At 34.9% G+C, this 14,268-nt stretch carries 18 protein-coding genes and 1 tRNA gene; 12 read left to right on the top strand and 7 right to left on the bottom strand.

From position 1 onward, the window contains the following. Positions 1-30: 30 nt before the first annotated feature. From lcpA to eno, 7 genes are all read right to left on the bottom strand, one after another. Entirely contained in the window at positions 31-606 is a 576-nt protein-coding gene (gene lcpA / locus BW942_RS13360; RefSeq protein ID WP_000472812.1) for a complement regulator-acquiring protein LcpA, read from the bottom strand. After that, the gene (locus tag BW942_RS13355; RefSeq protein WP_001088908.1) at positions 581-1,138 is read right to left on the bottom strand and encodes a DUF4416 family protein; all 558 of its coding nucleotides are present in this window, start codon (positions 1,136-1,138) and stop codon (positions 581-583) included. Before BW942_RS13355 ends, lcpA begins: the two co-directional genes overlap by 26 nt. 10 nt (positions 1,139-1,148) lie before the next feature. Further along, positions 1,149-2,159, bottom strand: coding sequence for a YheT family hydrolase (locus BW942_RS13350; protein ID WP_000093473.1), 1,011 nt, complete (start codon positions 2,157-2,159; stop codon positions 1,149-1,151). Positions 2,160-2,218: 59 nt separating this feature from the next. Then, the gene (locus BW942_RS13345; protein ID WP_002971123.1) at positions 2,219-2,539 is read right to left on the bottom strand and encodes a hypothetical protein; all 321 of its coding nucleotides are present in this window, start codon (positions 2,537-2,539) and stop codon (positions 2,219-2,221) included. A gap of 13 nt (positions 2,540-2,552) precedes the next feature. Then, entirely contained in the window at positions 2,553-3,146 is a 594-nt protein-coding gene (locus BW942_RS13340) for a ClpP family protease (protein ID WP_001115288.1), read from the bottom strand. A 10-nt stretch (positions 3,147-3,156) separates the two neighbouring features. Beyond that, on the bottom strand, positions 3,157-3,615 hold the full coding sequence (locus tag BW942_RS13335) for a septum formation initiator family protein (RefSeq protein ID WP_000631734.1): 459 nt from the start codon (positions 3,613-3,615) through the stop codon (positions 3,157-3,159). A gap of 304 nt (positions 3,616-3,919) precedes the next feature. Further along, complete coding sequence (gene eno, locus BW942_RS13330; RefSeq protein ID WP_000018115.1) at positions 3,920-5,218, bottom strand: phosphopyruvate hydratase; 1,299 nt, start codon at positions 5,216-5,218, stop codon at positions 3,920-3,922. Between the two features lie 669 nt (positions 5,219-5,887). Between eno and BW942_RS13325 the strand changes: the two genes are divergently transcribed. The 12 genes from BW942_RS13325 to BW942_RS13270 all read left to right on the top strand — a co-directional run bounded on the left by BW942_RS13325 (position 5,888) and on the right by BW942_RS13270 (position 14,078). After that, positions 5,888-6,448, top strand: coding sequence for a hypothetical protein (locus BW942_RS13325; RefSeq protein WP_000207444.1), 561 nt, complete (start codon positions 5,888-5,890; stop codon positions 6,446-6,448). A 260-nt stretch (positions 6,449-6,708) separates the two neighbouring features. Then, positions 6,709-7,824: a 6-hydroxymethylpterin diphosphokinase MptE-like protein gene (locus BW942_RS13320; protein ID WP_080011828.1), complete on the top strand. Its 1,116-nt coding sequence runs from the start codon at positions 6,709-6,711 to the stop codon at positions 7,822-7,824. 70 nt (positions 7,825-7,894) lie between these two features. Further along, entirely contained in the window at positions 7,895-8,383 is a 489-nt protein-coding gene (locus BW942_RS13315; RefSeq protein ID WP_001032649.1) for a response regulator, read from the top strand. After that, positions 8,319-9,608 (top strand): HEAT repeat domain-containing protein, encoded by a 1,290-nt coding sequence (locus tag BW942_RS13310; protein ID WP_001089511.1) that lies wholly within the window; start codon positions 8,319-8,321, stop codon positions 9,606-9,608. Before BW942_RS13315 ends, BW942_RS13310 begins: the two co-directional genes overlap by 65 nt. Positions 9,609-9,612: 4 nt before the next feature. After that, the gene (locus BW942_RS13305; RefSeq protein WP_000943435.1) at positions 9,613-10,122 is read left to right on the top strand and encodes an LIC_11959 family protein; all 510 of its coding nucleotides are present in this window, start codon (positions 9,613-9,615) and stop codon (positions 10,120-10,122) included. Continuing rightward, positions 10,106-10,672 carry a hypothetical protein gene (locus BW942_RS13300; RefSeq protein ID WP_000667710.1) on the top strand — a complete coding sequence of 189 codons (567 nt, stop codon included), beginning with the start codon at positions 10,106-10,108 and terminating at the stop codon, positions 10,670-10,672. Before BW942_RS13305 ends, BW942_RS13300 begins: the two co-directional genes overlap by 17 nt. A gap of 58 nt (positions 10,673-10,730) precedes the next feature. Beyond that, positions 10,731-10,804, top strand: a tRNA-Ile gene (locus BW942_RS13295). A 183-nt stretch (positions 10,805-10,987) separates the two neighbouring features. Further along, the gene (locus BW942_RS21810; RefSeq protein ID WP_042709618.1) at positions 10,988-11,272 is read left to right on the top strand and encodes a transposase; all 285 of its coding nucleotides are present in this window, start codon (positions 10,988-10,990) and stop codon (positions 11,270-11,272) included. A 16-nt stretch (positions 11,273-11,288) separates the two neighbouring features. Beyond that, positions 11,289-11,774 carry an IS5 family transposase gene (locus BW942_RS21805; protein WP_151314046.1) on the top strand — a complete coding sequence of 162 codons (486 nt, stop codon included), beginning with the start codon at positions 11,289-11,291 and terminating at the stop codon, positions 11,772-11,774. A 56-nt stretch (positions 11,775-11,830) separates the two neighbouring features. Beyond that, a complete protein-coding gene (locus tag BW942_RS13280) occupies positions 11,831-12,175 on the top strand; it encodes a DUF6968 family protein (protein ID WP_000570763.1) in 345 nt (114 codons plus the stop codon). Between the two features lie 321 nt (positions 12,176-12,496). Further along, positions 12,497-12,919 (top strand): DUF6968 family protein, encoded by a 423-nt coding sequence (locus tag BW942_RS13275; RefSeq protein ID WP_000799826.1) that lies wholly within the window; start codon positions 12,497-12,499, stop codon positions 12,917-12,919. 679 nt (positions 12,920-13,598) lie between these two features. Then, positions 13,599-14,078, top strand: a complete 480-nt coding sequence (locus BW942_RS13270) for an LIC11966 family lipoprotein (protein ID WP_000716642.1) — start codon at positions 13,599-13,601, stop codon at positions 14,076-14,078. The last annotated feature ends 190 nt before the right edge of the window (positions 14,079-14,268 follow it).

Below are 14,268 nucleotides of genomic sequence, written 5' to 3'. Positions count from 1 at the left end.
TCCCACAATTTTAGATTTTGAATATTTATTTCATTTTTCTGGAGGAAGAACGATAAAACTTAGATTAATTTTCGTTTTTTCTTCCCCTTCAAAAAGAGAAGAATTGAATCTAAATTCCACTTCTGCCGGAAAGATAGAATTTGTATAAGGAAAGGAAGAGAGGCGATTTTCTTTTTTTAATTTTTCTTTAATTATAGAACCCAGATACTGAAACGAACCAACCCAATCTTCTCCCATTTCAAAACCTTCCATCCTTTCTACAGTTCCGGAAAAACTCATCGTGGCGTAATAAGAATCTTTGATCATTTTAGATTCGGAAGGAGTCAACTTTCGATTAAATCGAATCAGAAAACCAGGAGTTTCTCTCGCATGAAAGTAAAGATAATTAGAAAACTTTTCCCAAGTATCCGGTTTTTTGTGATTTGGAATTTCTATTTTATAATGATGATTTCTTTCCACAGGTTCGAGACATTCTCCAACCCGATTGAAATGATCACAAAGAATCATAGAAACGATTTCCAACCTCGAAGGAGCACAACACCCAAACAATAAAAAATAAACTAAAAAGAAAAATAGAATATTAATTTTTACTAATATTTTGAACATAGGATTCTCTCAAACTTGTAAAAAAATAAACTGCTTCGGGAGTTTTGAAAAATGGAGGAGCAGTTTCTTTAAAAACCATCTTTTGTTTTTGATAGTTATAAACCGTTTCCGCATAAACTCCGTTAAAAAGATAAATTCTATGAAAATCGTCCTGGATACTAGAAATTACAACAGAATGATTACAAAGGTATCCTGGAAAAATTCGAACCCCTCTATCCTTTTCCACGGCGGAATTCTGAATCAAAAGACATTCTTTTTGAATAGAGGGAAGCTCTTCTCTGTGAATTCTTCTTTTGAAAGAAAGAATTTTAGTATTTCTTCCTGGAAACGAATTCCAAAAATCTGCGTCCGGTTCCTTCCAAGTAGGCATAGGATTACTTTCATACAAGGTTGCGGAGAATTTTTTTTCGGACCTCGTTTTGATGGAATAAAATATTTCCGCTTCTTCAAAAGTAACCACAATAAAAAAGGCCGCACCCGGAGGGCGATTGAGTTTTTCCTTTGTGATAGGATTCTTTTTAGAGGAATTCATCGGATAAAGATCAGTTTCCAGAATCTACTTTCAAATCGAAATAATCCAGAATTATTTTATTCAACCATCTTCCGTCTGGAATTTCCGGAGTCGGGTTCGTCAGAAATCCGACGTGGCCTCCTTTAGGGCTGAGAATCGTTCGTATATGAGGAAGTCTGTTCCATTCTATCTTTTCCCAATCAAAAGGAGGAACCACAGGATCATCCTCCGAATGAATTATAATTCCAGAATGACGAATATCCGGGATATAACGAACGCAAGAACAATCCATATAATATTCTTTCGCGTCTTTATAACCGAAAAAAGGTGCCGTTACACGATCATCAAATTCATAAAACGTTTTGGTTTGAAACGCATTTTTTTCTAACTCAGGAGGAAGTTGAATGATTTTGTTTTTGATTTTTTTACGAAAACCAGACACAAATCGATCCCTATAAAACTTTCCTTCTTTCGAATCGATAAACTCACAACCTTTAAATAAATCCAAAGGAGGGTTGGTAGAGGAAAACGCTTCCACTTTATGATTCCTCCTTTCACCTAAATATTTTAAAACTAAACTTGCGGAAAGAGAAAACCCGGAAAGAAAAATTCTATGAGAAAGTTTTTTCCATACAAAATCGATCACATCCTGAACGTCATTCGTCTGACCGATGTTATACGTTCCTTTAGAAAATCCCTGGCCTCTACCGCAGTTTCTAAGATTCATTCGAATACATCCGTATCCGCGAAGTAAAGCATTCTGTGCCAAACTGACTAGATAAGAACTGTCCGAGGTTCCTTCCATTCCGTGAATCATTACTATATAAATTCCGTTCCAAGACGGACCGGAAGAATACTGAGAAATAGGAGGATTGTGTTCTAACCAAAGAGAATCTCCAGAACCATCCCCTAATTGTAGAAGAATATCTTCGAAATAATATTTGCTCCTAAGATAATTTTTAGGAGGAAAAAAAGTATTATAAACAGTCTGAAGGTGTTTGCCTTGAACGAATCGTTTCGGTTTAAAGGCTTCTGAACTCATTATAATATGCGTTTTATAGAATATTAGAGTTCTTTAAAAAATTCGTCCCAGTCTTCCAATTATTCTTTTTTGATATAGGGACTTTTTTTGGCGAATTTATAAAACCTTCTTAAAAAATCAATCCCACGTTTTACAACTGTCGGGTCGTCAGGATGCATATCGGAAAGGTAAAAATTTACAAACTCATCCAATTCAAAAGAACCTATATCTTTTAATAAAACTCCTTCTTGAATTTGCTCTTCTCCTTCCAAAAACAAAAGTGAAACAAATTCTAGAAATATCTCACTTAGGTTTTGATCTACTTCCGAATTTCTTCCCTTTTGTTCGGAAGAGACTAAAAATTCTTTTAGGAATTCTTCTAAGGAGATTGGTTTAGACAAGGTTTTATTCGAATCAATTAAAATCGATTTTAGTAGCGAGTTTATCTACGATTCCGTATTTGATCGCTTCTTCCGCGTCCATGTAATAATCTCGGTCCGTATCCTCTTCCAACTTAGAAATGGGATGTCCACAAGCGTCCGCAAGGATTTGATTCAATTTCGTCTTTGTTTTGAGAATTTCTTCCGCGTGAATTTTCAAATCCGTTGCAGGTGCTACAATCTGTCCACCAATACTAGGTTGATGAATCATCACTTTACCGTTCGGCCAAATAGAACGTTCTCCTTTAGTTCCTGCTGCAAGTAGAACAGAACCCATAGAAGCAGCCATTCCCATACAAACCGTGTGAACTGGAGAACTGATCATCTTGATCGTGTCAAAAACGGTCATTCCCGAAGTTACAACTCCACCGGGACTATTGATATAAAAAGTGATTTTTTTACCTGGATCTTTCATTTCCAGATAAAGTAGTTTACCAACTAAATCCTTAGAAGATTCGTCTGTAACAGGACCCCAGAGAAAAATCTTTCTATGGTCGAGGAAATTTTTGGAAATTTTACTTCCTGTGAGTTCTTCGAATACTTCTGCGATTTTTTCTGTTTCTGGCATGAACCTTTCCTTATTCGTTTCTAAAGTCCAGTTTCTTCTTCCTCATTTTTATGAAAACTCCAATACAAATGAAACTAGAGAAGATTGCATAGAAAATCCGAATAAAATGGATGGGGGGAACTGGAAACTGTTTTCCAGGACGAAACGCGTTTAATCTGGACGCTAAAACCGGTTTTAGTTCGGACCGATTTTCCGTTTCTCTAAATTTAACGATATGAGCGTTTTCACTCAATAAATAAAACCGTCTCGCTTCTCTTTCCAGTGCAACTTGATCGTTTTTTAAAATCTTTTGTTTTTCTTCCAATTGCCTATTTTCATAAGAGAGTCTTTCTATATCGAGTTGTAAAGAAGCAAGTGATTCTTCTAATTGAGAACGCACTACAATCCCAGATTCTCCCAAGACGATAAAATAAAAAAGTCCTGAAAGAAAACAAGAGAACAAGAAAATTTTCGTTGGAAGTGTGATCATAAATTTATACTGCTTTCGAAATTTTACCCGTTTTGATTCCAACAGTCCTTAAAGTTTTTAAATAAAAAATCTTTTTGAATCTTTAAAATTTCAAATCTATTCTTTTTAAACTCGATCGCCCCAAACACCAACTTATAAGATCTTAAAACTATAATCTTATAAATCAAATTTCTGCATCTAATCCTTGTTCTATGATTGCTATCCAATAAAAATCGCAAATCTGTTTTATAGAAACTTGTATTTGTTTGCTTTAGACGCGTCTATTTTAAACTAAGACGCGTTTTTTCCAAATACAAAAACAATTTTATAAATTATAAAAAGTTTCCCTACCCTTATAAACTGCTGACTTTCCGAGTTCTTCTTCGATCCTTAGAAGTTCGTTATATTTTGCAATTCTATCCGTTCTAGAAAGAGAACCGGTTTTAATCTGTCCTGCGTTAGTCGCAACTGCAATATGAGAAATCGTAACGTCTTCCGTTTCCCCACTTCTATGGCTTACGACGTTTGTATATTTCGCTTTTTTCGCCATTTCGATAGAAGAGAGAGTTTCAGAAAGAGAACCGATCTGATTTACCTTGATCAGAATCGAATTTCCAACTCCGGAAGAAATTCCTTTGGAGAGTTTCTCTATATTTGTCACAAAAAGGTCGTCTCCTACGAGCTGAATTTTCTTTCCTAATTTTTCGGAAAGAAGTTTCCAACCATCCCAGTCATTTTCGTCCAAACCGTCTTCGATCGTAATAATCGGATATTTGGAAACCAAATTCGCATAATAATCCACGAGTTCGGCACTGGAGAACTCTTTATTATTTTCGGCACCGAGTACGTATTTCTTTTTACTTTTGTCATAAAATTCGGAAGAAGCCGCATCCAAACCGAGTAAAACGTCTTTTTCAGGTTTATATCCTGCTTTTTCAATAGCTTGTAGAATAACTTCGATCGCTTCCACATTACTAGTCAGATCTGGAGCAAATCCACCTTCATCTCCGACGGCAGTGTTCAATTTCTTTCCTTTGAGTACTGATTTTAAAGAATGAAATATTTCCGCCCCCATACGAAGAGCTTCTCGAAAACTTTTGGCTCCTACGGGAAGAATCATAAATTCTTGAAAGTCTACGTTGTTATCCGCATGAGCGCCTCCGTTGATGATATTCATCATAGGAACGGGTAGTTCTCTGGCAAAGTTTCCTCCTATATAACGATATAATGGAAGTTTAGAATGAGCAGCAGCAGCCTTGGCTACCGCGAGAGAAGTTCCTAAAATTGCATTCGCGCCTAGTTTACCTTTGTTTTTGGTTCCATCAGCGTCTAACATGAGTTGGTCGATTCTATTTTGATCGATCGCATTTTCTCCTTTCAATACTTCCTGAATTTTCAGGTTTACGTGTTCTACCGCCTTAAGTACTCCTTTTCCAAGATAACGATGTTTATCTCCGTCTCTAAGTTCTACGGCTTCGTATTCTCCAGTAGACGCTCCGGAAGGAACCGCCGCTCTTCCAAAAGAACCATCTAAAAGGATTACGTCCACTTCGACCGTAGGATTTCCACGGGAGTCCATAATTTCCCGAGCTTGAATTTTCTGAATTTGAGAGTGATGAGACATTTTATTTCCTGAAATTTATGTATGTTTTGTCTGCTTGAGTTGAAAAGGTTGTAAAACAAAAAACCGATTTTTACTTCCAAAGAAAAACAATTTAGAACGTTTTCCAAATCTTAAAGTCACCCTAACAAAATGTGTGAGTTCCCACATTTTCAGGTTTTACTACAAGTTTTTTGCTTTTGTTCCTACGATCTTTCAAGTCAGAATCAGGATGATTAAACGGGCCATATCCAAGAAATCAAGCGGGAAACACGATCTCTAATTTTGCTCCAGTTAAGATTTGAAAATCCAGTTTCATTCTTAAAAAATCGACACACAATTTTCATGTGTGGGAACTATTACAAAATAATGTAACATGAATTCGATGTAAAGAATCCATGGTTCCTTTTTCTAAAAAAAATGTGATCTTGATTTCTAAAATGTGGGAACTCCCGCAAATCAGGATTTTACGAACAAATTCTAAAATTGTAGGAACTCATACTTTTAGAAAATTCTTTCTCGTTTTCTTACGCCGATTTCAAAGACATATTTTCTGAAACTGTAGGAACTATTATAAAATTCCGATTTTACTGACAGATTCTGAGAACGTTCTTTCGAGAAACGGCATTTTTAAAACCATCTAAGAGAATCAAGTAAAAAAGTGAGATTCTCAAAAATTATAGAAAGAAGCAGTTGACAACTATCTTTCTACTGATTTCGTGGTATTTTGAAGTTTCTTTCCAATCTATTCAGGGAATCCGAATGAACCAAAATTCAGAATTTGACATCGTCACTCTTATCGAATTAGCAAAACGTAACAAATATGAAAGAGCTGTTGCTGGATTCCATACACTAGATCGAATCGAAAGACTAGAATTGCCTAAAAAGATCAAGGCTAGAAAATTAGCTGTTCAGGCAATGTTCGCACTCGCCAGCGAAGAAGTACAATATCAATATTTTACAAAAGAAGAAAGAATCCAACTCGATAGAGAAGCAAATCTTACAAACGAGTCCTACTCTAAATTCAATGGACTTTTCGAAGCTCCTCAAGCTCCAATTGCAGAAGAAGATACAGAAGAAGATTTCATTCCGGAAGAAGCACCTCGCCCAATTCTCGATGGAGAAGATGACGAAGATGAAGATTCTCTTGATGAAGATGATGATGACGACGAGGATGAAGATGAGGACGATGACAACGAGGATGAAGACGACTTTGACGAGGACGAAGAAGATTCCGAAAAAGAAGAGGATTAGAGTTCATCTACCAGCTCGTTACAAATCCAAACGGCACTTTAAACTTAAAGGAAACCCAATCGGGTTTCCTTTTTCATTCTAGATTCAATCCAATTGCAGAAGGAGAAAGAATCGCTGAACAGATTCCGGTCCCACTCTCAGACAAAGAAACTGTTCTCATCTTCGGTTTTGGCTTAGGCTACCACTTAGAGTCTTACCTCCAAAAAACAAACCAACCAGTAAGCATTCTAGTACTCGAACCTATCGGAATATTAAAATCGATTGCGGAAAAATTTTTTGATAGAATCTCAAAATCATACGAAAACAAAGGACATCATATCCAAATCGTTTTTGGCCTGGACGAATTTTTATCTCACCCACTCTCTTTCTGGCTTTCCGAAAAAACAAACCAAGTCTCCCCTTTTTTACATCCCGTTTATTCTAGAAAATTTTCCGATCTAACATTGAGTTTTTTGGATTCACTCAAACAAAATTCTCAAAATAAAATCGCCAAAGAATATTTTCAAAAAATCTGGATACGTAACTGTGTCCGAAACCTTACGAGTTTATTCCAAAATTCGAATACTTCTCTGATTTTTTCCGGAGCCAAAAACAATTTCTTTCAAAACCAAACCTTAGTTTTTACAGGCGCGAGTCCTACTCTCGAAAAAGAAACGGACTGGATTTCTAAAAACAGAAACCAATTTCATCTACTCGCTTCGGACACTTCTTTGGGTTGGATTTTAAATTTCGGAATCGTTCCTGACGCGGTTTTGAGTATAGATTCTTCCAGAGGTACGTTATTTCACTTTCGAAATATTCTTCCCAAAGAAATTCCAATCCTTACTTGGTTTGGCGGTTGTACTTATCTTTTTGATCTTCCAAATCCAAAATGGATTTATTTTTCCACTCATCCTTTAGATCAAGTTTTAAGATCTCTTTTTTTTCAGAATGCGCCTATCTTGGAAAATCCGTCTTTAAACATGGCGGGAATCGCCGTGTCCTTCGCCAAACATCTTAAATACGATAGGTTAATTTTAAAAGGTGTAGATTTTCATAGAAGCAATGGTAAAACTCATTGTAGATCCAGTGGTTACGAAGTTTATGATCGCTTTTTTCTTTCCAGAAAAGTAAGTCTGTTTAAGACGCGGTTTCAAAAATCAAAGTCGTGGGAAAAAAGATTTTCCATTTTAGAAATATTAAAAGAAGAATCTCCGGAACTTTTCCAATCCAATCCTATGTCTAAAATCACAAAAAAACTCGGAGAAGGTTTGATCTTAGAAGATCCAAAAAAGATTCAGTTCGAAAAATGGATTCAATTTTGCGTTGCACATTTGGATCTAAAAGGTTATTTTTCCTCTCGGATTTTGAATATTCCTTCGGTAATCAAACCCTAAGTAAATCTTAAAGATATACTCTTGACGCAATTCTATTTCTAAAGATACTTTCCGATTTGGGACAAAGATTATGAATAAAGGTTATATCATTTGTGTCGATGATGAAATATCGGTGCTGGAAACGATTCAACAGCAACTCCGTAACGAATTCGGAGAAAGCCATGAAATCGAAATTGCAAACAGCGCAGAAGAAGCTCTGACGCTAATGGAGGAAATTCAAAATTCCGGGCATGTAATCGAAGTGATAATTACCGATCAAGTAATGCCCGGTATGAAGGGTTCTCAGTTTTTAGAGGAAGTTCACAAAAAACTTCCAGACTCGATCAAGATCATGCTTACTGGTCAAGCCGGTCTTGATTCCGCGATCCACGCGATCAACTACGGAGGCTTAAGTCGTTATGTGGAAAAACCTTGGAATATAGAAGAACTTACAGGAGACATCCGTTTCTTGATAGAAAAGTTCCGTCAAAATTTAGAGAATCAACATTTAATCAATGAACTCAGTAGAAAAATCCAAGAGCTGGAAGAACAAAATCAAAAATCTCAGCAAGAAATCTAAAAAAAAACTTAACTTTGTGAAACATATTCTTTTTTTTGCATATATCCTCTTTTTATTTTTTACGCAAATTTCTGTATTTGCTCAATTAAAATCGGCTAAACTTTCCGAAGAACAAATTCTAAAGAAAAAAGAAGTTCTTCTACAAGTTTTAAAATTCGGAACTACAAAAGAAAGGGCCATGGCGCTTCGAGAACTTGAAGGGTTTCCGCCCGAACATTCTGGAATTCTAATAGACCAACTCGGTAAAATTTTAGATAAGGACCCAGATTGGATGATGAGGGTCTATACAATTAGAACCGTTGCCACATTAAAACTTACTCAATATGAAGAATCCATCCTTAAACTTCTAAAAAACGAACAACCGGATATACAAAAGGAATCCATCTACGCCACTAAAAAATTAAAATTCGAGAAAGCAGTTCCGATTCTTTTTGAGATACTAAAAACACAGGACTTTACTAAAAATTCTAATCTTACCGTAGGACTTTTAGACGCGTTAGGCGATTTTCCTCCTCAAGAAGAATCTTCTGCTTTCTTACTCGCTCGATTGCATGAAAACTTCAACGATCCGGAAATCAGAGCCCAAATCGCTCTTTTTTTTGGAAAGAACAAGGATAAAAGAGCGGAGAGCACATTACTCGAAATCTATAAGGACTCTAAAGAACCAATCACTCTTAGAAGTTTTTCCGTTAGTTCTCTTGGTAAAATGAAATCCATTTCCTCAATGCAGACAATCAAGGAGGAATTGGAAAAAATTAGAAATCTCAAAAATAAACAAGAAGTTAAAGACTTTCAACCTCTAAAAATCCATTCCATTACGGCACTCGTTTCTATGGGCGACAAAGATATATTAGAAGAATTGTATGCATATGCAAGAGACGATGATCCCGTCGTAAGACTTAGAGCGATCAAACATCTTACCGATACGGGAGATATGTCCGTTCTTGAAATTTTAGAGTATAAGGCTCAGAAAGATCCGAGCGAAAAGGTTAAAAAAGCCGCAAAAGCAGCGATCGAAAAATTAAAAAAAGGAGAATCCGTAAGAGATTCGGACGACTCACTTCCTATCAAACAACCCAAGTCAGGGCATAGAGAAAAACCAATTCGCTCGAGTGATCCCTCTCCATTACCCGGCACTTCCAGTCCTGATCTAAGACCTTCAGGAGGAGAAAGTGGGTCTCCTCCATCCGGAGGCAAACCCGAATCCGAAGATTTAGAGGATTAACTTATTGTTACGCTTTTTAAATATTCAAAAAATATTATGGATTAACTTTCTTTTTTTATATATTTCGAGTCTATCCGTATTTGCTCAGGAAATACATAGGGCCGCTTCTACGTATCGAAGTTCGATCTCTCTTTCAGAACCCAGAATTTCCGATATTAAAGAAGCCTTATCTTCCGAATCTCCTAATTTTCCAAATTCCTTGAAACTTTTTTTTCAAGAACTCAAGGGAAACTATGCTATTTTTTACGACTGGAATGGAGAAACAGTATATTATAAATATAGAATTAACAAATTTGACAAATCTAAACTCAAACAGGTTCGTAAACTTTCGGAAGGCGCCGCATACGAAGTGAACGGCCTCTGGGAAGGTTTAATCGTATTTCAAGTTTCCACCGTTCCACTTTTTAAAAAAGCTTCCGAAATTAGTTTAGAAGAAAAAAAAGAAAAATCTTCCATTCCGGTTTTTGATCTTGTCGAATTTAAGGAACTGTCTCTGGATGAAATTCTTTATTAAAAATAAAATTCAAAACAATTTTTTTATAAAGAAATTTCTAACTTTTTCAATTTCTCTAAGCAGTTTTATTTTTTCTTCGTTCTTTGATTTACTCGCACTGGATCCGTTAGACCCAAATCTATCGTATCATTCGACTCCTTTTGTTTTAAACATAGTAAAAATTCGTTTTCCGGAAAAAGCGGAAGTTCTAAAACTTGGAACCGGAAATCACTGGAAAATAATCCCTACTCGAGGAAGAGCTTGGATGTTGATTTTACGAGAATGGGATGGATTTCCTTCCAACGAAGAATCTCTCAGATCTCTTTTGAAAGATTTATTTCCGAATTCTAAAGACTTATCGGTTCCTACGCTTGCCAATTTAAAAACGATTGGCGGTGAAAGAAAAGAAATCGGTTCCGGAACTCCTCTTACCATTCGTTATTTTCTTTTGGAAAAAAATAAAAAAATCGTTTCGATCTATATCTGTTTTGATTCAGAAAATAAAATCGTTTCCGATTTTTTTCAAGATCCGAATCAATTTTTGATACCAACCTCAATCGATTCTTTTTGATCTCTTTTGAGAAATTCACTTGAAGAACAAGACTTATCATAAAAACTGGAATCACTCCGGGCCTATAGCTCAGTTGGTTAGAGCGGCAGACTCATAATCTGCGGGTCGAAGGTTCAAGTCCTTCTGGGCCCAACGGAGTATCCCCCTCTTCAAACAAAAATCCTCAGAAAGATTTGAAACTTTCTTGTGAGAGTATTTCAAGCGATCCGTGGAGAGCAGAAACAAATCCATAGAGTTAGCAAGAAAGACGCCGTGGATCTTAGAGTCGGTCTCAAAACTGGTTGTACAGAGAAAGCGCAATCATATCAATGTGAAATGGGCAAATATTATTCAGAAATCCCCGACGCAAAAATAGTACCGTTGATCCCGAAAGAAAAGGAGAATCTTCAAGAAGGTCGCAATCGTGTTCCTGCAAGAATAGTAATGGCAGGAATCATCTATCGAATGAAAACAGGCTGTCAGTGGCGTGCAATTCCCAATGAATTTGGATCTGGTCAAACTTGTTATAGAAGATTTCAAGAATGGGAACGAGCAGGAGTATTCAAAAAAATTTATAATTCTATTTTAAAATATTATGATGTAAAGAATAAGATAGCATGAAACTGGGCTTCGATGGATTCGGCAATGGTTAAAGCTCCCTAAGGGGAGTTTAACCGGGAAAAATCCTACGGACCGTGCCAAATTAGGAGTTAAACGGCATATTCTTACAGATGGAAATGGAATTCCTTTGGCAATTACGTTGACTGGAGCTAACGTTCATGACAAACACGGTGTAAAGGATACGTTGAATTCAATCCTAATATTTTCCAGAAAAAATAGAAAAAAACCAAAACACCTTTATTTAGATAAAGGTTATGATTTCAAAGATATAGAAGTTTTAATCAAAAAAAGAAACATTCAATCTCATATTCGAAAAAAAGGTGAAAAACCTCTTATCGGTAAATATAAAGGAAAATCTAGACGTTGGGTCGTTGAAAGAACAAACAGTTGGCACAATCGATTCAGAGCCATCTTGATTCGTTGGGAAATAAAATCTGAAAATTATCTTGCATTTCTTTATCTGGCAAGTTCCATTATTACTTTCAACTTTTTTAATAGGTAGTTTTGAGACCGGTTTTAAGTTAAAATCGTTTTATTAAAATAGAATAAGAATAATTTATGATCGAAAAACAATTCAAATTAGGAACTGTAATTGCAGAAAGAGAACTTTTCTTTCAATCAAAAAATAAAAAACAAAAGATCATCGTAAAAATCGGCAAACCTAAATACCTTCAAAAACCAGACGATTGTTGGTATTGTCCGATACAGATTACAGGAATTGGATCCCAAAAAATACGTGCAGTCTATGGAGTAGATTCGATGCAATCTCTCCAGCTTGCAATCAAAATGATTATAATTGATCTTTCTCATTTTCAAAAAACTCAACCGGGAAAATTAACTTGGCTTGGACAAGAACGAAAAGTTATTTCAAAAATATTCCTGGTATCAAACGCAACTTTGTAAGTAAATTCAATAAGTTTAATGTGCTCTGATAAAACTAAATCCTCCATAAAATGAAAAAGTTACCATAAATCACGTTTCATTATTTAATTTAGAATTGTCCCAAAACCTCAAAAAATTTTACGCGATAACCCTTTAGAAATTTTTAATAAAATGTAGTAGTTCCCACATTGGACGGTTTTGGGACAAACTGTTATTATGGTTTAAGAAATTTCTGTATAAATTGGATTTTTGCACGAGTTCCCACGTTTGAAACCAATCTTGTTTTGATAGATTGAAAAAAGATAGTAAACGAACCCTTATTATTGAAAATAATACCCTACAATGAAAAATACTTATCGACTGGGCACAATAATTGCGGAACGAGAAATTCTCTTTCAAGTCGGGAAAAAAAAATCTGAGATTCATATCAAAATTGGAAAGCCTAAACTTCATCCAGACCCGGTCATTCGTTGGTACTGCCCTCTACAAATTATAGGTATCGGTTCTGAAAAAGCACATGGAGCGTTTGGCTCTGATTCAATTAGGGCAATTGAAATGGCATTCCAGATGGCAGGATTACTACTCGTTCGGGACATTCAAAAATTATATAACTTAAACTGGTTAAAACCGGAACATTTATACTTTCCGCCTCCCAATAATTTGGAAGAGCTTTCAAAAAATGAAATTCATTTGCAAAAAAAATTAAAAAAACATAATATTCAAATTCAATATAAATCTAAATTTTTAAAACCCTTAATAGGTTAACTTAGAGTAAAATTTTATCTACACTTTCATTCGATTTATTGAGTTTAAATAATTTATTAAAATATTTTAAATTTATAAAATTCAATTCTACCAAAAACCATATAATAGAATGTCAAATATTTTTTAATCAAACAAGGCTTGTGATAATAATTAATAGCACCTAATCTTATTCAGATCAACAAGTTAACATGAATTTCAGTATAAAAAATTAAAAATTATTTTCTAAAAATATAATTTCTATATTTTCCATGTAGTTATATAAAACGTAGTTTCTCTATAAACTTAGGTCCAATGATTTTATAAAATTTATCACTGTAAAGAAATCTATTTCTAGATTCCATGAAAACAATATGTGACGAACTTGTTTCAAAAGTTAGAATGTAAAATCTCTTTCAAAATTGCCAAAAATTCCAGATTAAGCCTAATTTATAAAAACTTCTACATCTTCAGAAACTTGGTCGTTGATTTTTGTACATCCGAGTAGCAAGTTGTGTTCAATCAAAAAAATTGAATTTTTTGAAATCTCACTTAAAACATTTAAACCCACGACCGTGTCCAAAAATTCGATAAGATTCAAATAGATATTTAAGTTTGTTTTTTATACTTATAATTTCCGTTTTTAAATTTTTAAAGTCAAATTTTTATTGACATTCTATACAACACCTCATTTTTTACTGGCATGAAAAAACATTCTATCAGTAAAATCATTATAACTGCTTGTTGCATTTTTCTTTTAACATACGGATGCAAACAAGATCCAGTAGATTACAATAATAAAATCATGGAAATCATGAACGCTTCTACAAACGATTTAGATGCGTTAAACGCAGCCATGGAAAAGGAAGACCTTACAAACGCAGAAAATGTTAGAAAAGCTTGGGAAACAAAGCTAGTTTCTTCACTCGATAAGCTTAAAGGAATCAGTGATTTTAAAGGAGATTCCAGTTTTAAAAATGCAAGCGTCCAAGCTCTCGAAACTTATTTAAACATAGTAAGTAAAGACTACAAACGTTTGATCGAATTACGAGGATTAGGTGACAAAGCAGACTCAAATGAAATCAACCAAGTTCTCAATCGTATTAATCAGGATTTTGAAAAAGCTGTAAATACTCTCAATGCTGCTTCTGATAAATTTGCGAAAGAATACGCTTCTCAATAAATTTTTTATTAAAAATACATCGTGATCTAACTTAGTGGCGTTTCCAAGTAAACGCCACTTTTCGAAAAAAGTTCTATTATATTATTAGAGTTGTTGAAAAATTCCCTAGTTCCGATTAACAAAACTGCTTTAATTGCCCGTTTCCATAAAATAGAAACAGATGGAGAATTAATTTTTCAACAATTCTATT

It is taken from the genome of Leptospira interrogans, assembly GCF_900156205.1.
Classification (GTDB): Bacteria; Spirochaetota; Leptospiria; order Leptospirales; family Leptospiraceae; genus Leptospira; species Leptospira interrogans.
This window is presented reverse-complemented; position numbering and strand designations above follow the sequence as displayed.

What these genes read in the sequence shown, in the direction of transcription:
- BW942_RS13315 (WP_001032649.1), top strand. Translation starts at nt 7,895, where the DNA reads ATGAATAAAGGTTATATCATTTGTGTCGATGATGAAATATCGGTGCTG.
- lcpA (WP_000472812.1), bottom strand. Translation starts at nt 606, where the DNA reads ATGTTCAAAATATTAGTAAAAATTAATATTCTATTTTTCTTTTTAGTT.
- BW942_RS13270 (WP_000716642.1), top strand. Translation starts at nt 13,599, where the DNA reads ATGAAAAAACATTCTATCAGTAAAATCATTATAACTGCTTGTTGCATT.
- BW942_RS13340 (WP_001115288.1), bottom strand. Translation starts at nt 3,146, where the DNA reads ATGCCAGAAACAGAAAAAATCGCAGAAGTATTCGAAGAACTCACAGGA.
- BW942_RS21810 (WP_042709618.1), top strand. Translation starts at nt 10,988, where the DNA reads ATGGGCAAATATTATTCAGAAATCCCCGACGCAAAAATAGTACCGTTG.
- BW942_RS13355 (WP_001088908.1), bottom strand. Translation starts at nt 1,138, where the DNA reads ATGAATTCCTCTAAAAAGAATCCTATCACAAAGGAAAAACTCAATCGC.
- BW942_RS13310 (WP_001089511.1), top strand. Translation starts at nt 8,319, where the DNA reads ATGAACTCAGTAGAAAAATCCAAGAGCTGGAAGAACAAAATCAAAAAT.
- BW942_RS13280 (WP_000570763.1), top strand. Translation starts at nt 11,831, where the DNA reads ATGATCGAAAAACAATTCAAATTAGGAACTGTAATTGCAGAAAGAGAA.
- eno (WP_000018115.1), bottom strand. Translation starts at nt 5,218, where the DNA reads ATGTCTCATCACTCTCAAATTCAGAAAATTCAAGCTCGGGAAATTATG.
- BW942_RS13350 (WP_000093473.1), bottom strand. Translation starts at nt 2,159, where the DNA reads ATGAGTTCAGAAGCCTTTAAACCGAAACGATTCGTTCAAGGCAAACAC.
- BW942_RS13275 (WP_000799826.1), top strand. Translation starts at nt 12,497, where the DNA reads ATGAAAAATACTTATCGACTGGGCACAATAATTGCGGAACGAGAAATT.
- BW942_RS13335 (WP_000631734.1), bottom strand. Translation starts at nt 3,615, where the DNA reads ATGATCACACTTCCAACGAAAATTTTCTTGTTCTCTTGTTTTCTTTCA.
- BW942_RS13300 (WP_000667710.1), top strand. Translation starts at nt 10,106, where the DNA reads ATGAAATTCTTTATTAAAAATAAAATTCAAAACAATTTTTTTATAAAG.